A 15,173-nucleotide genomic window follows, 5' to 3' on the forward strand; every position below is an offset into this window, starting at 1 on the left:
CGTCATACTCTCGGCCGGATCGTCCCTCTCTCCAGGGGCCGGGACGATGGTCCAACCGAAGAGCCGGGAGCAGAAGAAATGACAACCACATGCTGGCGCGCGCCCCTTGCCGCGCTCGCGCTCGTCTTCTCGATGTTGATGGGCGCATGTTCCAGCCTGCCTCCGCGGGTGTCGGAGCGGCCGGTCGCCGCCATCGCCGACTTCCGCTCCACGCCGCTCGATGCGATCACGCGGAAGGTCCTGCCCGGGAACGAGCAGGCGGACGACCGCTCCGGCTTCCAGCTGCTGCCCTACGGCCCGACCTCGTTCGCCACCCGCATCGAGCTCGCGAAGCTCGCCACCCGCAGCCTCGACGTGCAGTACTACCTGCTGGCCGCCGACAACACCGGCCGCGCCCTGATGCGCGAGCTGCGCGACGCGGCGCAGCGCGGCGTGCGCGTGCGGCTGCTGGTGGACGACCTCTACACCACCGGCGAAGACGAGCTGCTGCTCGCGCTCGCCAGCTACCCCAACGTGCAGGTCCGCCTGTTCAACCCGTTTCCCGGCGGGCGCGGCAGCGACCTGACGCGCTTCATCAGCTCGGGGCTGGAGTTCGGCCGCATCAACCGGCGCATGCACAACAAGCTCTTCGTGGCCGACAACGTCGCGGCCGTGGCGGGCGGGCGCAACATGGCCGACGAGTACGTGATGAATGCCTCCGGCAGCAACTTCGTCGACATGGATGTCTTCGCGGCCGGCCCGGTGGTGCGGCAGCTCTCGGACGAGTTCGACCACTACTGGAACAGCGAGGTCGTCTACCCCGTGGGCCGCATCGCCAGCAGCGCGCTCACGCCCGGGCAGCTGCGGCAGAACTTCGACAGGCTCACGGCCGCCGTGAAGCCGCCCGAGGCGCCCCGCATCCCGCCGGACGGCAGGATCGCCAACCCGGTCGACGGCGAGCCGCACAGCCTGCCGCTGGAGATGCTGCCCATGCTCAACCTGCCGTTCGAGCTGGCCGAGGACCGGCTCAGCCCGCTGCTGTGGGCGCATGCGCGGGTGCTGTTCGATCCGCTCACCAAGACCGAGGGCCTCAACGAGCGCGAGAACTCCATCAAGGGCACCGTGACCGAGGGCGTGATCCAGTGGTTCCGCACCTCGCGCTCCAGCATCAAGATGGTGTCGCCTTACTTCGTGCCGTCGGACGCGGCGGTGGCCAACCTCGCGGAAGCACAGGCCGCCGGCATCAAGGTCGAGCTCGTCACCAACTCGCTGGCCTCCACCGACGAGCCCTGGGTGTACGTGGGTTACTGGCCGCACATCCACGAGCTGCTCAAGTCGGGTGTGGCCATCTACGAGCTCAGTCCCACGCTGAGCGTGAAGCGCGGCAAGCTCGGCATCTTCGGCCACCGCACCGGCGCGCTCCACATGAAGAACGGCATCGTGGACCGCAAGCAGGTGTTCCTCGGCTCGATGAACCTCGACCCGCGCTCGGCCCGTCTCAACACCGAACTGGGCATCATCATCGACAGCCCCGAGATGGCGCGGCAGCTCGACAGCTTCGCCGACGCGGGCAGTGCCTACCGGCTGCGGCTCGATGCCACGGGCCGGAGCATCGAATGGGTGGAGCAGGACGACGACGGCAAGGAGACGGCCTACGACGTGCCGCCCGAGACCACGGCGTGGCAGCGACTCAAGCTGCGGCTGGTTGCGCCGTTCATTCCGCTGAGCCTGCTGTAGGCCGGCGGCAGGGGCCGCGGCCGCGCGCTCTCAGGCGTTGCTGGTCGCGCGCACTTCCTCGATGGTGGTCTGCCCGGCCAGCACCTTCTCGATGCCGTCCTGCCGCAGCGTGCGCATGCCCTCCTGCAGGGCGGCCTGCTGGAGCTCTTCGGCGCGTGCGCCGGTCTGCACCAGGCGACGCAGCGACTTCGACATTCCCATCAGCTCGTGGATGCCCACGCGCCCCTTGAAGCCGGTGTCGCCGCAATGCTTGCAGCCCTTGCTCGTGTAGGTGTGCAGCCGCCCGTCGCGGCCGTGGCGCTGCACCCAGCCGGCCAGCACCGCCTTGCGCTGGCCCGGGTCGTGCTGCTGCGCGCCGCCGAAGGCGTGCATGTAGTCGTTCAGCAGTTCCTCGACCGTCTCGGGGCTCGCGGGCGTGCTGGTGGTGCACTGCGTGCACAGGCGCCGCACCAGCCGCTGCGCGAGCACGGCCAGCAGCGAGTCGGCGAAGTTGAACGGGTCCATGCCCATGTCCAGCAGGCGGGTGACGGTCTCGGGCGCGCTGTTGGTGTGCAGGGTCGAGAGCACGAGGTGGCCTGTCAGCGATGCCTCGATGGCGGTCTTGGCCGTTTCCTCGTCGCGGATCTCGCCGACCATGATCACGTCCGGGTCGGCGCGCACGAAGGCGCGCAGCGCCTTGGCGAAGGTCCAGTCGATTCGCGGGTTGATCTGCACCTGCCGCAGCCCGGTCTGCGTGATTTCCACCGGGTCTTCGGCCGTCCAGATCTTGCGCTCGGGCGTGTTGATGTGCATCAGCGCCGAATGCAGCGTGGTGGTCTTGCCCGAGCCCGTGGGGCCCACGCACAGCACCATGCCGTAGGGGCGCTCGACCGCCTTCGTCAGCTGCGCGAGGTTGTCGGGCGAGAGGCCCAGCCGGTCCATCGGAATGGGCTTGGCCGAGGCCAGGATGCGCATCACCACGTCCTCGAGCCCGTTGTTGGTGGGAATGGTCGCCACGCGCAGCTCGATGCGGTGCTGCGGCGAATACCTGGTGAAGTTGATCTTGCCGTCCTGCGGGTTGCGCTTCTCGCTGATGTCCAGGTCGCACATGATCTTCACGCGCGCGACGATGGCGTTGCGGTAGCTCGGCGGCAGCTCGAGATAGGTGTAGAGCAGGCCGTCGCGCCGGAAGCGGATGCGCGTCTTCTCCTGGCCGGGATAGCTCTCGATGTGGATGTCGGAGACGCCCTCGCGGTGCGCCTCGATGATCATGCTGTTGATCATGCGCACCAGCGAGTTGTCCGACTGCTCGATGGGTGCCTCGCTCGGCGGCGCGGTCACGGTGCCTTCCTTCTCCAGCGTCTGCAGCAGCTCGCTGGTGCCGGCCATGTCGAAGTCCAGGGGGCGCGACGGGTCGGTGTCGATCTGGAAGGCGCCGGGCACCGTGCTCGCCGTCGACTCGCCGATCTTCTCGTAGGCGCCGAGCAGCACGCCGTCGAGGTCCAGGCAGTGCCCGACGACCGGCGTGACCTTCATCTGCGCCATGAACTCCACCTCGTCGAGTGCCGTGTGCCGGCCCGTCGGGTCATCGACGGCGACGACGAGGCGCCCCTCGTGCACCATCAGCGGCATGAGCTGCAGCCGCTTGGCCACCGCATGCGGCAGCTTGCGCAGCGCGTCGGCCGTCGCGGGAAACAGGTGCAGGTTGACCAGCGGATAGCCCATCTTGCGCACCAGCGCCGTCTGCAGCTGGCTGCGGTTCACCACGCCCATGCGCACCAGCGTCTCGCCCAGCGGCACCGTCGGCTCGAGCTTCTGCCGCTCGAGTCCTTCGCGAAGCTGCGCCTGCGTGATCATGTCCAGCGCGATGAGCGCCTCGCCGATGCGCGCGATGGGCGTGCGGCTCTGGGCTGCGAGCGCGCTGAGCAATTGCTCGGGCATGACGACTTCGTTGTTGGACATCGGTGCGTTCTCCTTCCTGTCTGGTTTCCGGCACGCATCGTAGAGCCTGATCGAGTCGCTTGCCATTCGTTTTGTCATTGAGTACGCAAGTTCTCAATGCTGAATTTCCTCCCGTCCTACGCGCGTTGATCGCCGCTTGCCCAAGGATGTAAACAATGCGTCAACTGATGATTCTTGCGACAACCTTGGGGTTCGGCGTGCTCGGCCTCGCGGCGCGGGCGGAGCCCATCAAGGTGCCCGTCGACAGCGACGAGAAGGGCTCCGTCTACATCGCGCCAAACGTAAACCCGACCGAGACCTCGGCCACCGTCAACGGCACCACCGTCGGCGTGCAGCGCCCCGACGGCAGCGGCACCTACATCGGCACAGACACCTCCACGCCGAGGCCAACGTACTCGCTGGGCGCGAGCACCGGGGGCAACGTGTCGTTCTCGGGCGGCGTGAAGTCGGACGGCAAGGCCAACAACGGCGTCAAGGCCGGAGTGACCATCAAGTACTGAGAAACACCGAAGACCGCGCATGCGGCTTCATGACCTCGCAGGTCATGGCGCGACGACGGGTGCCCGCATAGAAACGGGGCATGCGCTACATCGTCCCTGTCGCTCTCTTTCTCGTCGGCCTCATCCACGTCCTCCCGCTTGCCGGCGTGCTGGGCGTGGCGCGGCTGCACGGCCTGTATGGCATCGACGTAGCGGAGCCGAACCTCGAGATCCTGCTGCGGCATCGCGCGGTGTTCTTCGGGCTGCTCGGCCTGTTCCTCTGCCAGGCCGCGTTCCGGCCGGCTCATCAGGCAATGGCGTTGATCGCGGGGCTCGCGAGCGTCGCGTCGTTCCTGCTGCTCGCGGCGATGGTGGGCGGGTACAACGCGCAGCTCGCCAGGGTCTTCGCGGTCGACGTGGTGGCGCTGGTGCTGCTGGTCATTGCCGGCGGCGCGTTCCTGTACGCGAAGGACCGCGCCTGACCGGCCGTGTTCTCAGACCAGCGTGCCGTAGACGATGAAGCCGTCGTGCGTCGCTACCTTGTCGTAGAGCGTGCGGCCCGCCGTGTTGGTCACGTGCGTCTGCCAGTACACGCGGTGGCCGCCCGCGAGCTTCACGCGTTCGTACACACCGTTGATCAGCTGCCGGCCGACGCCCCTGCCGCGTTCCGAAGGCAGCGTGAACAGGTCCTGCAGGTAGCAGGTCGGCTCCAGCCGGGTGGTGCTGCGGTGGTACAGGTAGTGCGTGAGCCCGACCAGCTGCCCGTCGCGCTCGGCTACCAGCGCATGCACCGGCTCGTAGGCGTCGAAGAAGCGCTGCCAGGTGGCCTGCGTGATCTCGTCTGCAAGGGCGGTCGGGCCCTCGCGTCCGTAGAAGGCGTTGTAGCCGTCCCAGAGCGGCTTCCATGCCGCGTAGTCGTCGGGCGTCGGTGGGCGGATCAGTAGGGAGGAACTCATGTCGTCGGTGGCCTGCACGTTGGAAAACGTGCGATTGCAACACGACGGGCGCGGCGGCGCTCACGCCGCGAAGAATTCCTTCAGCATCTTTTCAGGCAGCTGCCCTTGCAGGCCGATGGCGACGACGCCGGCGCTGGCCAGCCCCGAAGGCGGTGCGGCCTTGCGCAGCGAACCATGGCGACCCGCGTACTGGACTTCGGACCACTCGTCGCCGCCGGCGCCATGGCCGGTGCGCAGCAGGCCCTTGAGCCGAAGCACGCCCGGCGGCATCTCGCGCAGCCAGGCGCGCAGCGTGGCGGCCGGGATCATCGCCCCGGGCTGCGCGCTCCAGGTCTGGAAGATCGCGCCGTGGTCGGGCGACCCATGGTCGTGATCGTGATCGTGGTCGCAATCCGGGCCGCATGCATGCGGCGCGAGGGCGGATTGCGGCAACCCCGACAGCAGCGCCAGCGGCACCGCAGCCTCCGTGGTCTCGATGCACGGCGTGCCGGGCGCGCTGGCTTCCACCCAGGCCTTCGCCGCGGCCAGAGCGTCGGCCGATGCGATGTCTGCCTTGTTCAGCACCACCAGGTCCGCCGACTTCAGTTGCCGCGCCAGCGTGTCGGCCAGCAGCGGGTCCGTCGACTGTCGCGCGGCCACGCTCGCATCCACCAGCACGATCACGCCTTCGAGGCTCAGCTCCGGCGCGGCCATGCCGATCTGCGCGATGCGCCACGGGTCCGACACGCCGCTGGCCTCGATCACCACAGCATCGAAAGGCGTCTTCGCTTCGATCACCTCCACCAGCGCGCGGCCCAGGTCGTCGCCGATCTGGCAGCACACGCAGCCGTTGGTCAGCGCGGTGGTGTCGCCGTGCGTGGCGGCGATCAGGTCGGCGTCGATGTTGAGCGCGCCGAAGTCGTTCACCAGCACCGCCATGCGCAGGCCCTTCGCCTCGCGCAGCCAGCGGTTGAGCAGCGTGGTCTTGCCCGCACCGAGAAAGCCGCCGATGACGGTGAACGGAAGTCGCCTTGCCGACATCACGCGCCCTGGCCCCCCTGACCCCCCTGACCCCTCTGTGCCTCGAACACGCGGCCCGAAAGCACCGTGCCCCACACGCGCGCATCCTTCAGCGCCATCGGGTCCATCTCCAGCGGGTCGTCTTCCAGCACGCAGAAGTCGGCGCGCTTGCCGCATTCGATGCTGCCGATCTCGCCGTCGAGCTTCAGCGTCCATGCCGCGCCGAGCGTAATGGCGCGCAGCGCCTGCGGCACGGTGATGCGCTCGGCCTCGCCCAGCAGCCGGCCCTTGGGCGTGATGCGGTTCACGGCGCACCACGCGGTGAAGAGCGGCCCGAGCGGCGTCACCGGCGCGTCGGAATGAATGGCCAGCGGCACGCCGGCCGCCAGTGCGCTGCCGCAGGCGTCGAGCCGGTTGGCGCGGTCCGGGCCCATGGTCATCTCGTAGTGCTGGTCGCCCCAGTACCAGATGTGGTTGGCGAACAGGTTGGCGCACAGGCCCAGCGATGCCATGCGGCGGAACAGCGGCGCGTCGATCATCTGGCCGTGCTGCAGCGTGTGGCGGTGGTCGGGGCGCGGCGCGCGCGCCAGCACCCGCTCGATCGCATCGATGGCCACCTCGCTGGCCTCGTCGCCGTTGGTGTGCGTGTGGATGGTGAGGCCCGCGCGGTGGTAGGTCTCGAAGTCGGCCTCGTACTGCGCGGGCGCGGTCACCCAGATGCCGTTGGGTGCGCCGTTGAAGTGGCCCGGCCAGCGCAGCCGTGCCGAGAAGCCCTGGATCGATCCGTCGAGCATCATCTTCACCAGGCCGTAGCGCAGCCGGTCGGTGTTGCGCGGCATCAGCGACTTCACGTGCTCCGCACCCTGCGCGGCGCCGTGCGTGCCGTGGAAGGCCTGGAACGCGGGCAGGATGCGCACGCCGAAGCCGTCGTCGCCCGTGGCCTTTTCCAGAACGCCGCAGTCCTCGGGCGTGAGCTTGTTGACCAGGTCGGTCGCGGTGGTCACGCCCTGCAGGCAGGCCAGCCGCGCGAAGGAGCGCACGCCGGCCTCGGTCATCGGCGCGAGCAGGCCGGCGTTGCCGATCTTGCGCAGCACCAGGAACATCGCAGCCGGCTCCTGCAGCTCGCCGGTGGGCTCGCCTTCGCTCTCGCCATCCGCGAACTTGACCACGCCTTCCACCTCGTTGTCGCGCGTGATCTCGGCAATGCGCAGCATCGCGCTGTTGACGTTCATCAGGTGGCCGTTGGCGTGGCCGATGACGATGGGCCGCGTGCCGCTCGCGCGGTCGACGTGGCGCACCGTCATGCGCTCGCCGCCGAAGTAGATCGGATCGAACCCCCAGGCGACGAGCGGTTCGCTGTCGGGAATGCCGTCGGCCGTCATCTTCGCGGCGACTTCGCTCAGCCGCGAGACCACCTCGTCCATCGAGCGAAGGCCGCTCCACACCTTGCCCTCGGGGTCGCGACGGTCGAACCAGCCGAGGTACGTCCAGTCCCACATGCTGCCTTCCTTCAGGTGACAGTGGCCCTCGACGAGACCGGGCATCAGCACCTTGCCGGCGAAGCGCTCGTCGAGCGTGAAGGGGCCCCAGCCCTGCATGTCCGCGAGTGCGCCGACGGCCAGCACGCGGCCGTCGCGCACCGCCACGTGGGTGGCGTGCGGCTGCATCGGGTTCATGGTGATGATCTTGCGGGCGGCGTAGATGGTGGTCGTGTTGTTCGCTTGGCTCATGGCATTCATGGCGATTCGGGAATCGAAAGAGGAGGGCGCGGCAGCCCGTCGACGACGTCGACGCGCCTGCAGCGTACCCAGTGATCGGGCGCGACCTCGCGCAGCGGAGGCAGTTCCGCCGTGCAGGCCGCTTCCGCCACCGGGCAGCGGCCTGCGAAGCGGCAGCCCTTGGGCGGGTCGATGGGGCTGGGCGGGTCTCCGCTCAGCTTGATGCGGTTGGCCGCGCGCCGCCGCCCGCCGCTCACCGTGGGCACGGCCGACATCAGCGCCACGCTGTAAGGATGCAGCGGCCGCGCGAAGAAGCTGCGGCGCGGCGCGCGCTCGACGATCTGGCCGAGGTACATCACGGCGATGTCGTCGCAGATGTGCTCCACCACCGCCATGTCGTGCGAGATGAAGAGGTAGGTCAGCCCCAGCTCGCGCTGCAGCCGCGCCAGCAGGTTCAATATCTGCGCGCGGATGGCGATGTCGAGCGCGGACACCGGCTCGTCGCACACCACCAGCTCCGGGTTGGTGGCCAGCGCCCGTGCGATGTTGATGCGCTGGCGCTGCCCGCCCGAGAACTGATGCGGAAACAGGTGCTGCTGCTCCGGCCGCAGGCCCACCGCCTCGAAGAGCTCGGCCACGCGGCGCGTGCGCTCCTCGGGCGTGCCAACGCGCATCAGGTCGAGCGGCGCGCGCACGGCGGCGCCTGCGCGCTCGCGCGGATTCAGCGAGGAGAACGGGTCCTGGAAGATGATCTGCATGCGCGTGCGCGCCTGCCGCAGCGCCTCGCCCTGCAGCGCGCCCAGGTCGGTGCCGCCCAGCTGCATGCGCCCCGAGGTGACGGGCGCGAGCCGCATCACCGCCAGCGCGGTCGTGGTCTTGCCCGAGCCCGATTCGCCCACCACCGCGAGCGTGCTGCCGCGGCGCACCGAGAAGGAAACGCCGTCCACCGCCTTCACCACCTCGGGCGTGCGGCCCCAGCCGGCCTTGCCGCGCGGAAAGTGCACCTTCAGGTCGTCGACCGAAAGCAGCGTGTCGGTCTTGCCGATGAACGTCATGCGGCCTCTCTTTCGGGTTGGACTGCCGCTGCCTCGGCATGCAGCCAGCAGGCTGCGCCGTGAGGCACGCCTGCAGCCACTTCGCCATGCACCGCGAACATCGGCGGCACCTCGGCCGCGCAGCGCGGCATGGCGCGCGGGCAGCGCTCGCGGAAGGCGCAGCCGGTGCCCAGCGCCCAGATCGAGGGCACCACGCCGGCGATCTCGGCGAGGTCTTCGCGCCCGCCGTCGCGGTATGCCGCGCTGCTGCCCAGCTCGGGCAGGCAGTCGATCAGTCCGCGCGTGTAGGGGTGGCCGGGCTCCGACAGCACCTGTTCGGTGGTGCCCTGCTCGATGACTCGGCCCGCGTACATCACCATCACGCGGTCGGCCATCTCGGCCACCGCGCCCATGTCGTGCGTGATGAGCATGATGGCCGTGCCCTTCTCGCGCTGCAGCTCGCGCAGCAGGTCGAAGATCTGCGCCTGCACCGTCACGTCGAGCGCGGTGGTGGGCTCGTCGGCGATCAATATGTCGGGCCGGCAGGCCAGCGCCATCGCGATCATCACGCGCTGGCGCATGCCGCCGGAGAGCTGGTGCGGATATTCGTCCACGCGCCGCTCCGGCGCCGGAATGCCCACCTGCCGCAGCATCTCGATGGCGCGCTGCCGCGCCGCGTGCGTGTTCATGCCGGCATGCAGCTGCAGCGATTCGCCGATCTGGTCGCCCACGGTGAACACCGGGTTCAGCGACGTCATGGGCTCCTGGAAGATCATCGAGATGCGGTTGCCGCGCACCTCGCGCATGCGGGTGTCGGTGGCCTGCACCAGGTCTTCGCCCTGGAACAGCACCCGGCCGCCGCGGATGCGCCCCGGCGGCGAGGGAATGAGCCGCAGCAGCGCTAGCGCCGTCATGCTCTTGCCGCAGCCCGACTCGCCGACCACGCACAGCGTCTCGCCAGCGCGGATCTCGAAGTCGACCCCGTTGAGCACCAGCGCCTTGCCGCGCCGCGTGCTGAACTCGACGTGCAGGTCCTGCACGCGCAGCAGTGTGTCGTCGTCCTGTTGGGGCATCAGCGTTCCCTCAGTTTCGGGTTGAGGGCGTCGTTCAGGCCGTCGCCGATGAGGCTCACGGCAAGCACGGTGATGAAGATCGCGGCGCCCGGGAAGGCCACGGCCCACCAGCACGACAGCACGTACTGCCGGCTGGAGCCGATCATCAGCCCCCAGCTCATCTGGTTCGGATCGCCCAGGCCGAGGAAGGAAAGTCCCGCCTCGAACAAGATCGCCGCGCCGATGGCCAGCGTGGCCGACACCACCAGCGGCGGCAACGCGTTCGGCAGGATCACCTTCCAGATGATGCGCGCGTCGCGCGCGCCGATGGCCCGCTCGGCCCGCACGAACTCCAGGCCGCGGTACTTCATGAACTCGGCGCGCGTGAGCCGCGCGGTGCCGGTCCAGCTCACGATGCCGATGGCCAGCGTCACCGTCACCAGCGTGGGCGAGAACAGCGTCACCACCACCATCGCGAACAGCAGCGCCGGCAGCACCTGGAAGAACTCGGTGAGCTTCATCAGCGCGGCATCGACCTTGCCGCCGTAGTAGCCTGCGAAGGCACCGAGCGTGATGCCGATCAGCACCGACAGCAGCGCGGCCACCGCGCCCACCAGCAGCGTGGCGCGCCCGCCGTAGATCAGCGCGGTGAGCACGTCGCGGCCGAGGTAGTCGGTGCCCAGCCACGCGTCTTCGCTGAAGGGCGGCGTGAGCGGCGCGGCCTTGATCTCGAACGGGTCGGCCGGGTAGAGCCACGGCCCGAGGATGGCCACCAGCAGCACGACGATCAGCATCGCCATGCCGGCGATGGCCGCCGGGTTGCGCAGGAACATGCGCATCGCCTCCATGCCCGGGTGCTCGACGCGCACGACGGGCCTGGGGGATGCGGCGGCGGTAGCAGCAGCGGTGGGCATTGGAATCACCTTGCTCATGAGGCCTTGATCCGCGGATCGATGAAGCGATAGCACAGGTCGGTGAGCTGGTTCATCACCACCACCACGATGGAGGAGAAGAGCAGCACGCCGAGGATGGTCGGGTAGTCGCGCCGCAGCACCGACTCGAAGGCCAGCCGGCCGAGGCCGGGCCAGTTGAACACCGTCTCCACCAGGATCGCGCCCGCCAGCACGTTGCCGAACTGCAGGCCCAGCACCGTGACCACCGGCAGCAGCGCGTTGCGCAGCGCGTGCTTGTAGAGCACCACCCGGTCGGCCAGGCCCTTGGCGCGCGCGGTGCGGATGAAGTCGGAGCCCAGCACGTCGAGCATCGACGAGCGCGCGAGCCGGCTGTACTGCGCGAGATACACGAGGCTCAGCGTGAGCGTGGGCAGCACCAGGTGATGCGCCACGTCGAGCATGTCCGCGAAGCCGCCGCCGCCAGTCGAGTCGATGGAACGCATGCCAGCCACCGGCAGCACGGGAAACACCGAGGCCAGCAGGATCACCAGCATGATCCCCAGCCAGAACACCGGCGCCGCGAACCCTACCAGCGACAACACGGTGATGAACTGCGAGAGCAACCCGTTCGGCCTACGCGACGAAAGAACTCCCAGCGCGGTACCCACGAAGAAGGCCAGCAGCACCGCGCTAAGCACCAGCAGCAGCGTGGCGGGCACGCGCTCGGCGATCATGCTCGTCACCGGCAGGTTGAAGAAGTACGAGTAGCCCAGGTCGCCCTGCGCCACCTTGCCGAGGTACACGCCCAGCTGCACCGGCAGCGAGCGGTCGAGCCCGTACTGCGTGCGCAGCTGCGCCATCAGTTCGGGCGACATGCCGCCGCTGGCGCCCGCGATGGTTTCCACCGGGTCGCCCGGCGCCGCGTGCACCAGCACGAAGTTGAGCACCACCACGGCCAGCACCAGGCCCAGGGCCTGGAGCAGCCGCGAGGCGGCGTAGCGAAGCGTGCCCATGATGTTGCCGCCCGCTTACTTCAGGTACACCTCGTCGAGCGGCGAGAGCGGCCCCCAGATCGTGACCGGCACATTCGCCACCTTCTTGCTGGTGATGGTGTGGTACGGCACCTGGTTGATGAACTCGATGGGCAGCTCGTCGGTCACGATCTTCTGGAAGGTCGCGTAGTAGGCCTTGCGCTGCGTCGGGTCGATCAGGCCGCCGGCGGTGTTGAGCAGCTCGTCGACCTTCGGGTTGGCATACGACTGGGTGTTGGTCCAGACGATGGGCTTGATGTTCGTCGACAGGTAGGTGCGGTGCACGCCGATGATCGGGTCGCCCCAGTTGAACACCGTGTCCATCGACAGGTCGAAGTCGTGCGAGGCCAGCCGCTTGGCCCAGGCCGGGAAGTCGGCCGAGGCGCGCACCTCCACCGTGATGCCTACCTTCTTGAGCTGGCCGCGGATGTACTCGGCCACGTTCTTCTGCTGGTCGTCCGCGCCCGGCAGATAGTCGATGGTGAGCTTGAAGCGCTCGCCGCCCGCGCCGGCCTTGTAGCCGGCGGCATCGAGCATCTCGCCGGCCTTCTTCAGGTCGAGCGGGTAGCGCACGAGGTCGGGCACGGCGAAGGGGCTGCTGGCCACGAGCGGCCCGTCGGAGACGGTCGCGAAGCCGCCCATCAGCGCCTTGGCGATGAAGTTCTTGTCGATGGCCGTGGCGATGGCCTTGCGCACCTGCACGTCCGACAGCGGCTTCTTCGCCGTGTTGAAGGCCAGCCAGTTGAGCGCGCCGATGCCGTCGTAGCCCTTCGGCGTGAGCGACACCCTCGGGTCGTTCGCGAAGCGCTTCAGGTCCGTGGGCAGCGTGGCGAAGGGCAGCATCTGGATGTCGCCGCGCTCCAGGCCGAGCACCAGGCTCGCCATGTCGGGCGTGACGTTGACGATCACCTTGTCGAGGTAGGGCCTGTTGGGCAAGAAGAACTTGTCGAAGCGCTCCAGCACGATGCGCTGCGCGGGCTTGAACTCCGTCACGCGGAACGGGCCCGAGCCCACCACGTCGGTGGTGTTGCGCGGGTGGTTCTTCAGGTCTTGTCCGTCGCCGTAGATGTGCTTGGGAAGAATGGGGCACAGCGCGGGCGACATCGCGAGCACGATGGCCGGGTGCGGCACGCTCATGCGGATGACGGCGGTGTACGGGTCGGGCGTATCGACCTTCTCGACCGGCCCCATCATCGTCGTGAACGGGTGGTTGGCCTTGATGGCCATGATCGAGAAGGCCACGTCGGCCGAGGTCACGGGCTTGCCGTCGTGGAACACCGCGTCCTTGCGCAGCTTGAGCGTGAGCGACTTGCCGTCGTCAGCCAGCTTCCACGATTCGGCCAGGTAGGGCTGCGGGTTCCACTTGTCGTCGAAGCGCAGCGGGCTCGCGAAGATCTGCGTGGAAGGCATGGCCGTGGCAATGCCCGACTGCACCGCGCCGTTGAGGTGCCGCGGCGTCTGCGTGCTGCCGATCACCAGCGTGCCGCCGCGCTTGGGCTCCTCGGCCGCGGAAGCGGGCAGCGGAAGCAGGGTGCTCGCGGCCAGCAGCGTGGCGGAGAGCAGGGTGGTGCGGCGCGTGAGCAGGGGAGGAAGAGGAGGGAGCGGGAGCTGCATGACAGGACCTCGGAGAGTTCGACACAGGCAATCGGGACTCGGTCCTCATCAAGGCAAGGACCTTGTGTCGAAGATAGGCGCTGGGTGCATGCCGGCGAAGAGCCAACCCGGCACGACTCGCAGGGCCAGAAGGGGCGGGTTTGCCCCGTTGTGCGGCGGGGCATGCGCCACTTCGGGGAATGCGCGCAGGCGGTGCGTCGCGCTCCCCGTCGAAGCTCGCTATTTCTCGTCGCGCAGCCAGTACCACTTGTAGAGCATGCGCTGCCCGATGCGCCTGAAGGGCGCGAACGCACGCGACTCGACAACCCCCAGCACATTGGGAAAGGGCAGCTGCGAGCCGTAGATGGGCAGCTCGAACACATCCCTGCCGGCGTCCTTGCCGGCAACGCGCTCGGCCAGCCGCTTGCCGGCCCATGTCGAGAACGACACGCCATTGCCGCCGTAGCCCACCGCGTACCAGATCTTCTTGCTCGCATCGGGCTGCGTGATGCGCGGCATCATGTCGTGGCTCATGTCGACCCAGCCCCACCACGAGTAGTCGATGCGGATGCCCGCCAGCGGCGGGAACTTGCGCGCGATGGCATCGGTGAGCAGCTTCAGGTGCATCGGGCCTTCGGCATCCGCGCCGGTCACCGCGCTGCGGCTGCCGATCTGCAGCCGGTTGCCTTCGAGCAGCCGGTAGTAGAAGCGCAGCGTGCGCGTGTCGGTCAGGAAGGTCTTCGAGCGGAAGTTGGTGGCCTGCAGCTCGGCGTCGGTGAGCGGGCGCGTGACCACCGAGTTCGACAGGATCGGCATGATCCGGTCCTTCAGCATCGGGTTGAGCGCCTGCCCCGTGTAGCCGCCGGTGCACACCGCCACGCGGCGCGCGCGCACCACGCCGGCGGGCGTCTGCAGGTGATGCACGCCGTCGATGGTCTGCCAGCCCTGCACAGGGCTCGATGTGTGCACCTTCACGCCCAGCGCGCGGGCGCGCCGCATCAAGCCGAAGGTGAACTTCAGCGGATGGATGCCGATGCCCTCGGCCTCGTACATTGCGCCGACCGTCTCGCGCTCGTCGCAGTAGTCGCGGCGCACTTCCTCCGCGCTCATCATGCGGGTGGCATAGCCGAACTTCTCGCGCATCAGCCGCGCCTCGGCATCGAGGATGGGCAGCTTCTCCGCGCGGTGCGCGAGATAGAGATGGCCGCCGTCGTGGGCGTCGCAGTCGATCTGCGTGGTGAGGTGGCGGAAGTTCTCGAAGCCGCCGCGTATCTCGGCGTCGAGCTTCTTCGCGGTGTCGAGGCCCCAGCGCTCGATCCACTGCGAGCGCTTGAGCCGGCCGCTCGCGTTCTGGCCCTGGCCGCCGCTGCGGCTCGAGCAGCCCCAGGCCGCCTGGTTGGCCTCGAGCACCGTGGCCTGTATGCCGTGCTCCTGCGCGAGGTACAGCGCGGTCGACATGCCGGTGGCGCCCGAGCCGATGATGGCCACGTCGACATCGATGTCGCGCAGCAGCGGGCCGTCGTCCTCCGGCGGCGTGCCGGCGCTGGCCACCCACCAGGTGGGCGCGTAGGCGCGGCCGGCGCCGGGGTCGGGGGCGCGCAGCGGGTCGTACTGCGGGTCGTAGGGGCGGAAGGGGGCCTGCGGCGGCGATTGTTGCTGTTCGACCACGTTGTCTTCGATGGTCGCGCTGGCGGTGGCATTGGCGGCGACGAGGCGCACGGTGCCTGTCATGGTCATGAAGGGCTCCAGGAGAGGAAGAAC

Annotated in this window: 13 protein-coding genes; 3 read left to right on the top strand and 10 right to left on the bottom strand. The window is 68.8% G+C overall.

The window, feature by feature from the left end; genetic code table 11:
• Positions 1–78: 78 nt before the first annotated feature.
• Entirely contained in the window at positions 79–1,716 is a 1,638-nt protein-coding gene (locus tag BMY35_RS14365; protein ID WP_093199953.1) for a phospholipase D family protein, read from the top strand.
• A 30-nt stretch (positions 1,717–1,746) separates the two neighbouring features.
• On the opposite strand, the gene BMY35_RS14370 is transcribed toward BMY35_RS14365, so the two are convergent.
• Positions 1,747–3,657 (bottom strand): GspE/PulE family protein, encoded by a 1,911-nt coding sequence (locus BMY35_RS14370; RefSeq protein ID WP_093199955.1) that lies wholly within the window; start codon positions 3,655–3,657, stop codon positions 1,747–1,749.
• Positions 3,658–3,812: 155 nt separating this feature from the next.
• On the opposite strand from BMY35_RS14370, the gene BMY35_RS14375 reads away from it, so the two are divergent.
• Both BMY35_RS14375 and BMY35_RS14380 read left to right on the top strand, forming a co-directional pair.
• Positions 3,813–4,157 (top strand): hypothetical protein, encoded by a 345-nt coding sequence (locus BMY35_RS14375; protein WP_093199958.1) that lies wholly within the window; start codon positions 3,813–3,815, stop codon positions 4,155–4,157.
• Positions 4,158–4,237: 80 nt separating this feature from the next.
• Entirely contained in the window at positions 4,238–4,618 is a 381-nt protein-coding gene (locus tag BMY35_RS14380; RefSeq protein WP_093199961.1) for a phosphopantetheine adenylyltransferase, read from the top strand.
• Positions 4,619–4,630: 12 nt separating this feature from the next.
• Here BMY35_RS14380 and BMY35_RS14385 read toward each other — a convergent pair whose 3' ends face one another.
• The 9 genes from BMY35_RS14385 to BMY35_RS14425 all read right to left on the bottom strand — a co-directional run bounded on the left by BMY35_RS14385 (position 4,631) and on the right by BMY35_RS14425 (position 15,149).
• Positions 4,631–5,092, bottom strand: a complete 462-nt coding sequence (locus BMY35_RS14385) for a GNAT family N-acetyltransferase (protein WP_093200438.1) — start codon at positions 5,090–5,092, stop codon at positions 4,631–4,633.
• A gap of 60 nt (positions 5,093–5,152) precedes the next feature.
• Entirely contained in the window at positions 5,153–6,112 is a 960-nt protein-coding gene (locus BMY35_RS14390; RefSeq protein ID WP_093199963.1) for a CobW family GTP-binding protein, read from the bottom strand.
• Entirely contained in the window at positions 6,112–7,821 is a 1,710-nt protein-coding gene (locus BMY35_RS14395; protein WP_093200441.1) for an amidohydrolase, read from the bottom strand. Before BMY35_RS14395 ends, BMY35_RS14390 begins: the two co-directional genes overlap by 1 nt.
• A gap of 5 nt (positions 7,822–7,826) precedes the next feature.
• Positions 7,827–8,864 (bottom strand): ABC transporter ATP-binding protein, encoded by a 1,038-nt coding sequence (locus tag BMY35_RS14400; RefSeq protein WP_093199966.1) that lies wholly within the window; start codon positions 8,862–8,864, stop codon positions 7,827–7,829.
• Positions 8,861–9,916 (bottom strand): ABC transporter ATP-binding protein, encoded by a 1,056-nt coding sequence (locus BMY35_RS14405; RefSeq protein ID WP_093199968.1) that lies wholly within the window; start codon positions 9,914–9,916, stop codon positions 8,861–8,863. The genes BMY35_RS14400 and BMY35_RS14405 overlap by 4 nt, the downstream gene beginning before the upstream one ends.
• On the bottom strand, positions 9,916–10,809 hold the full coding sequence (locus BMY35_RS14410; protein ID WP_371287169.1) for an ABC transporter permease: 894 nt from the start codon (positions 10,807–10,809) through the stop codon (positions 9,916–9,918). The genes BMY35_RS14405 and BMY35_RS14410 overlap by 1 nt, the downstream gene beginning before the upstream one ends.
• Positions 10,810–10,823: 14 nt before the next feature.
• Entirely contained in the window at positions 10,824–11,801 is a 978-nt protein-coding gene (locus BMY35_RS14415) for an ABC transporter permease (RefSeq protein ID WP_093199972.1), read from the bottom strand.
• A gap of 15 nt (positions 11,802–11,816) precedes the next feature.
• Positions 11,817–13,433 (bottom strand): ABC transporter substrate-binding protein, encoded by a 1,617-nt coding sequence (locus tag BMY35_RS14420; RefSeq protein ID WP_093199974.1) that lies wholly within the window; start codon positions 13,431–13,433, stop codon positions 11,817–11,819.
• Between the two features lie 219 nt (positions 13,434–13,652).
• Entirely contained in the window at positions 13,653–15,149 is a 1,497-nt protein-coding gene (locus BMY35_RS14425; protein ID WP_256228422.1) for an NAD(P)/FAD-dependent oxidoreductase, read from the bottom strand.
• Between the last annotated feature and the right edge of the window lie 24 nt (positions 15,150–15,173).

Source organism: Variovorax sp. YR750, assembly GCF_900109805.1.
Taxonomy (GTDB): Bacteria; Pseudomonadota; Gammaproteobacteria; order Burkholderiales; family Burkholderiaceae_C; genus Variovorax; species Variovorax gossypii.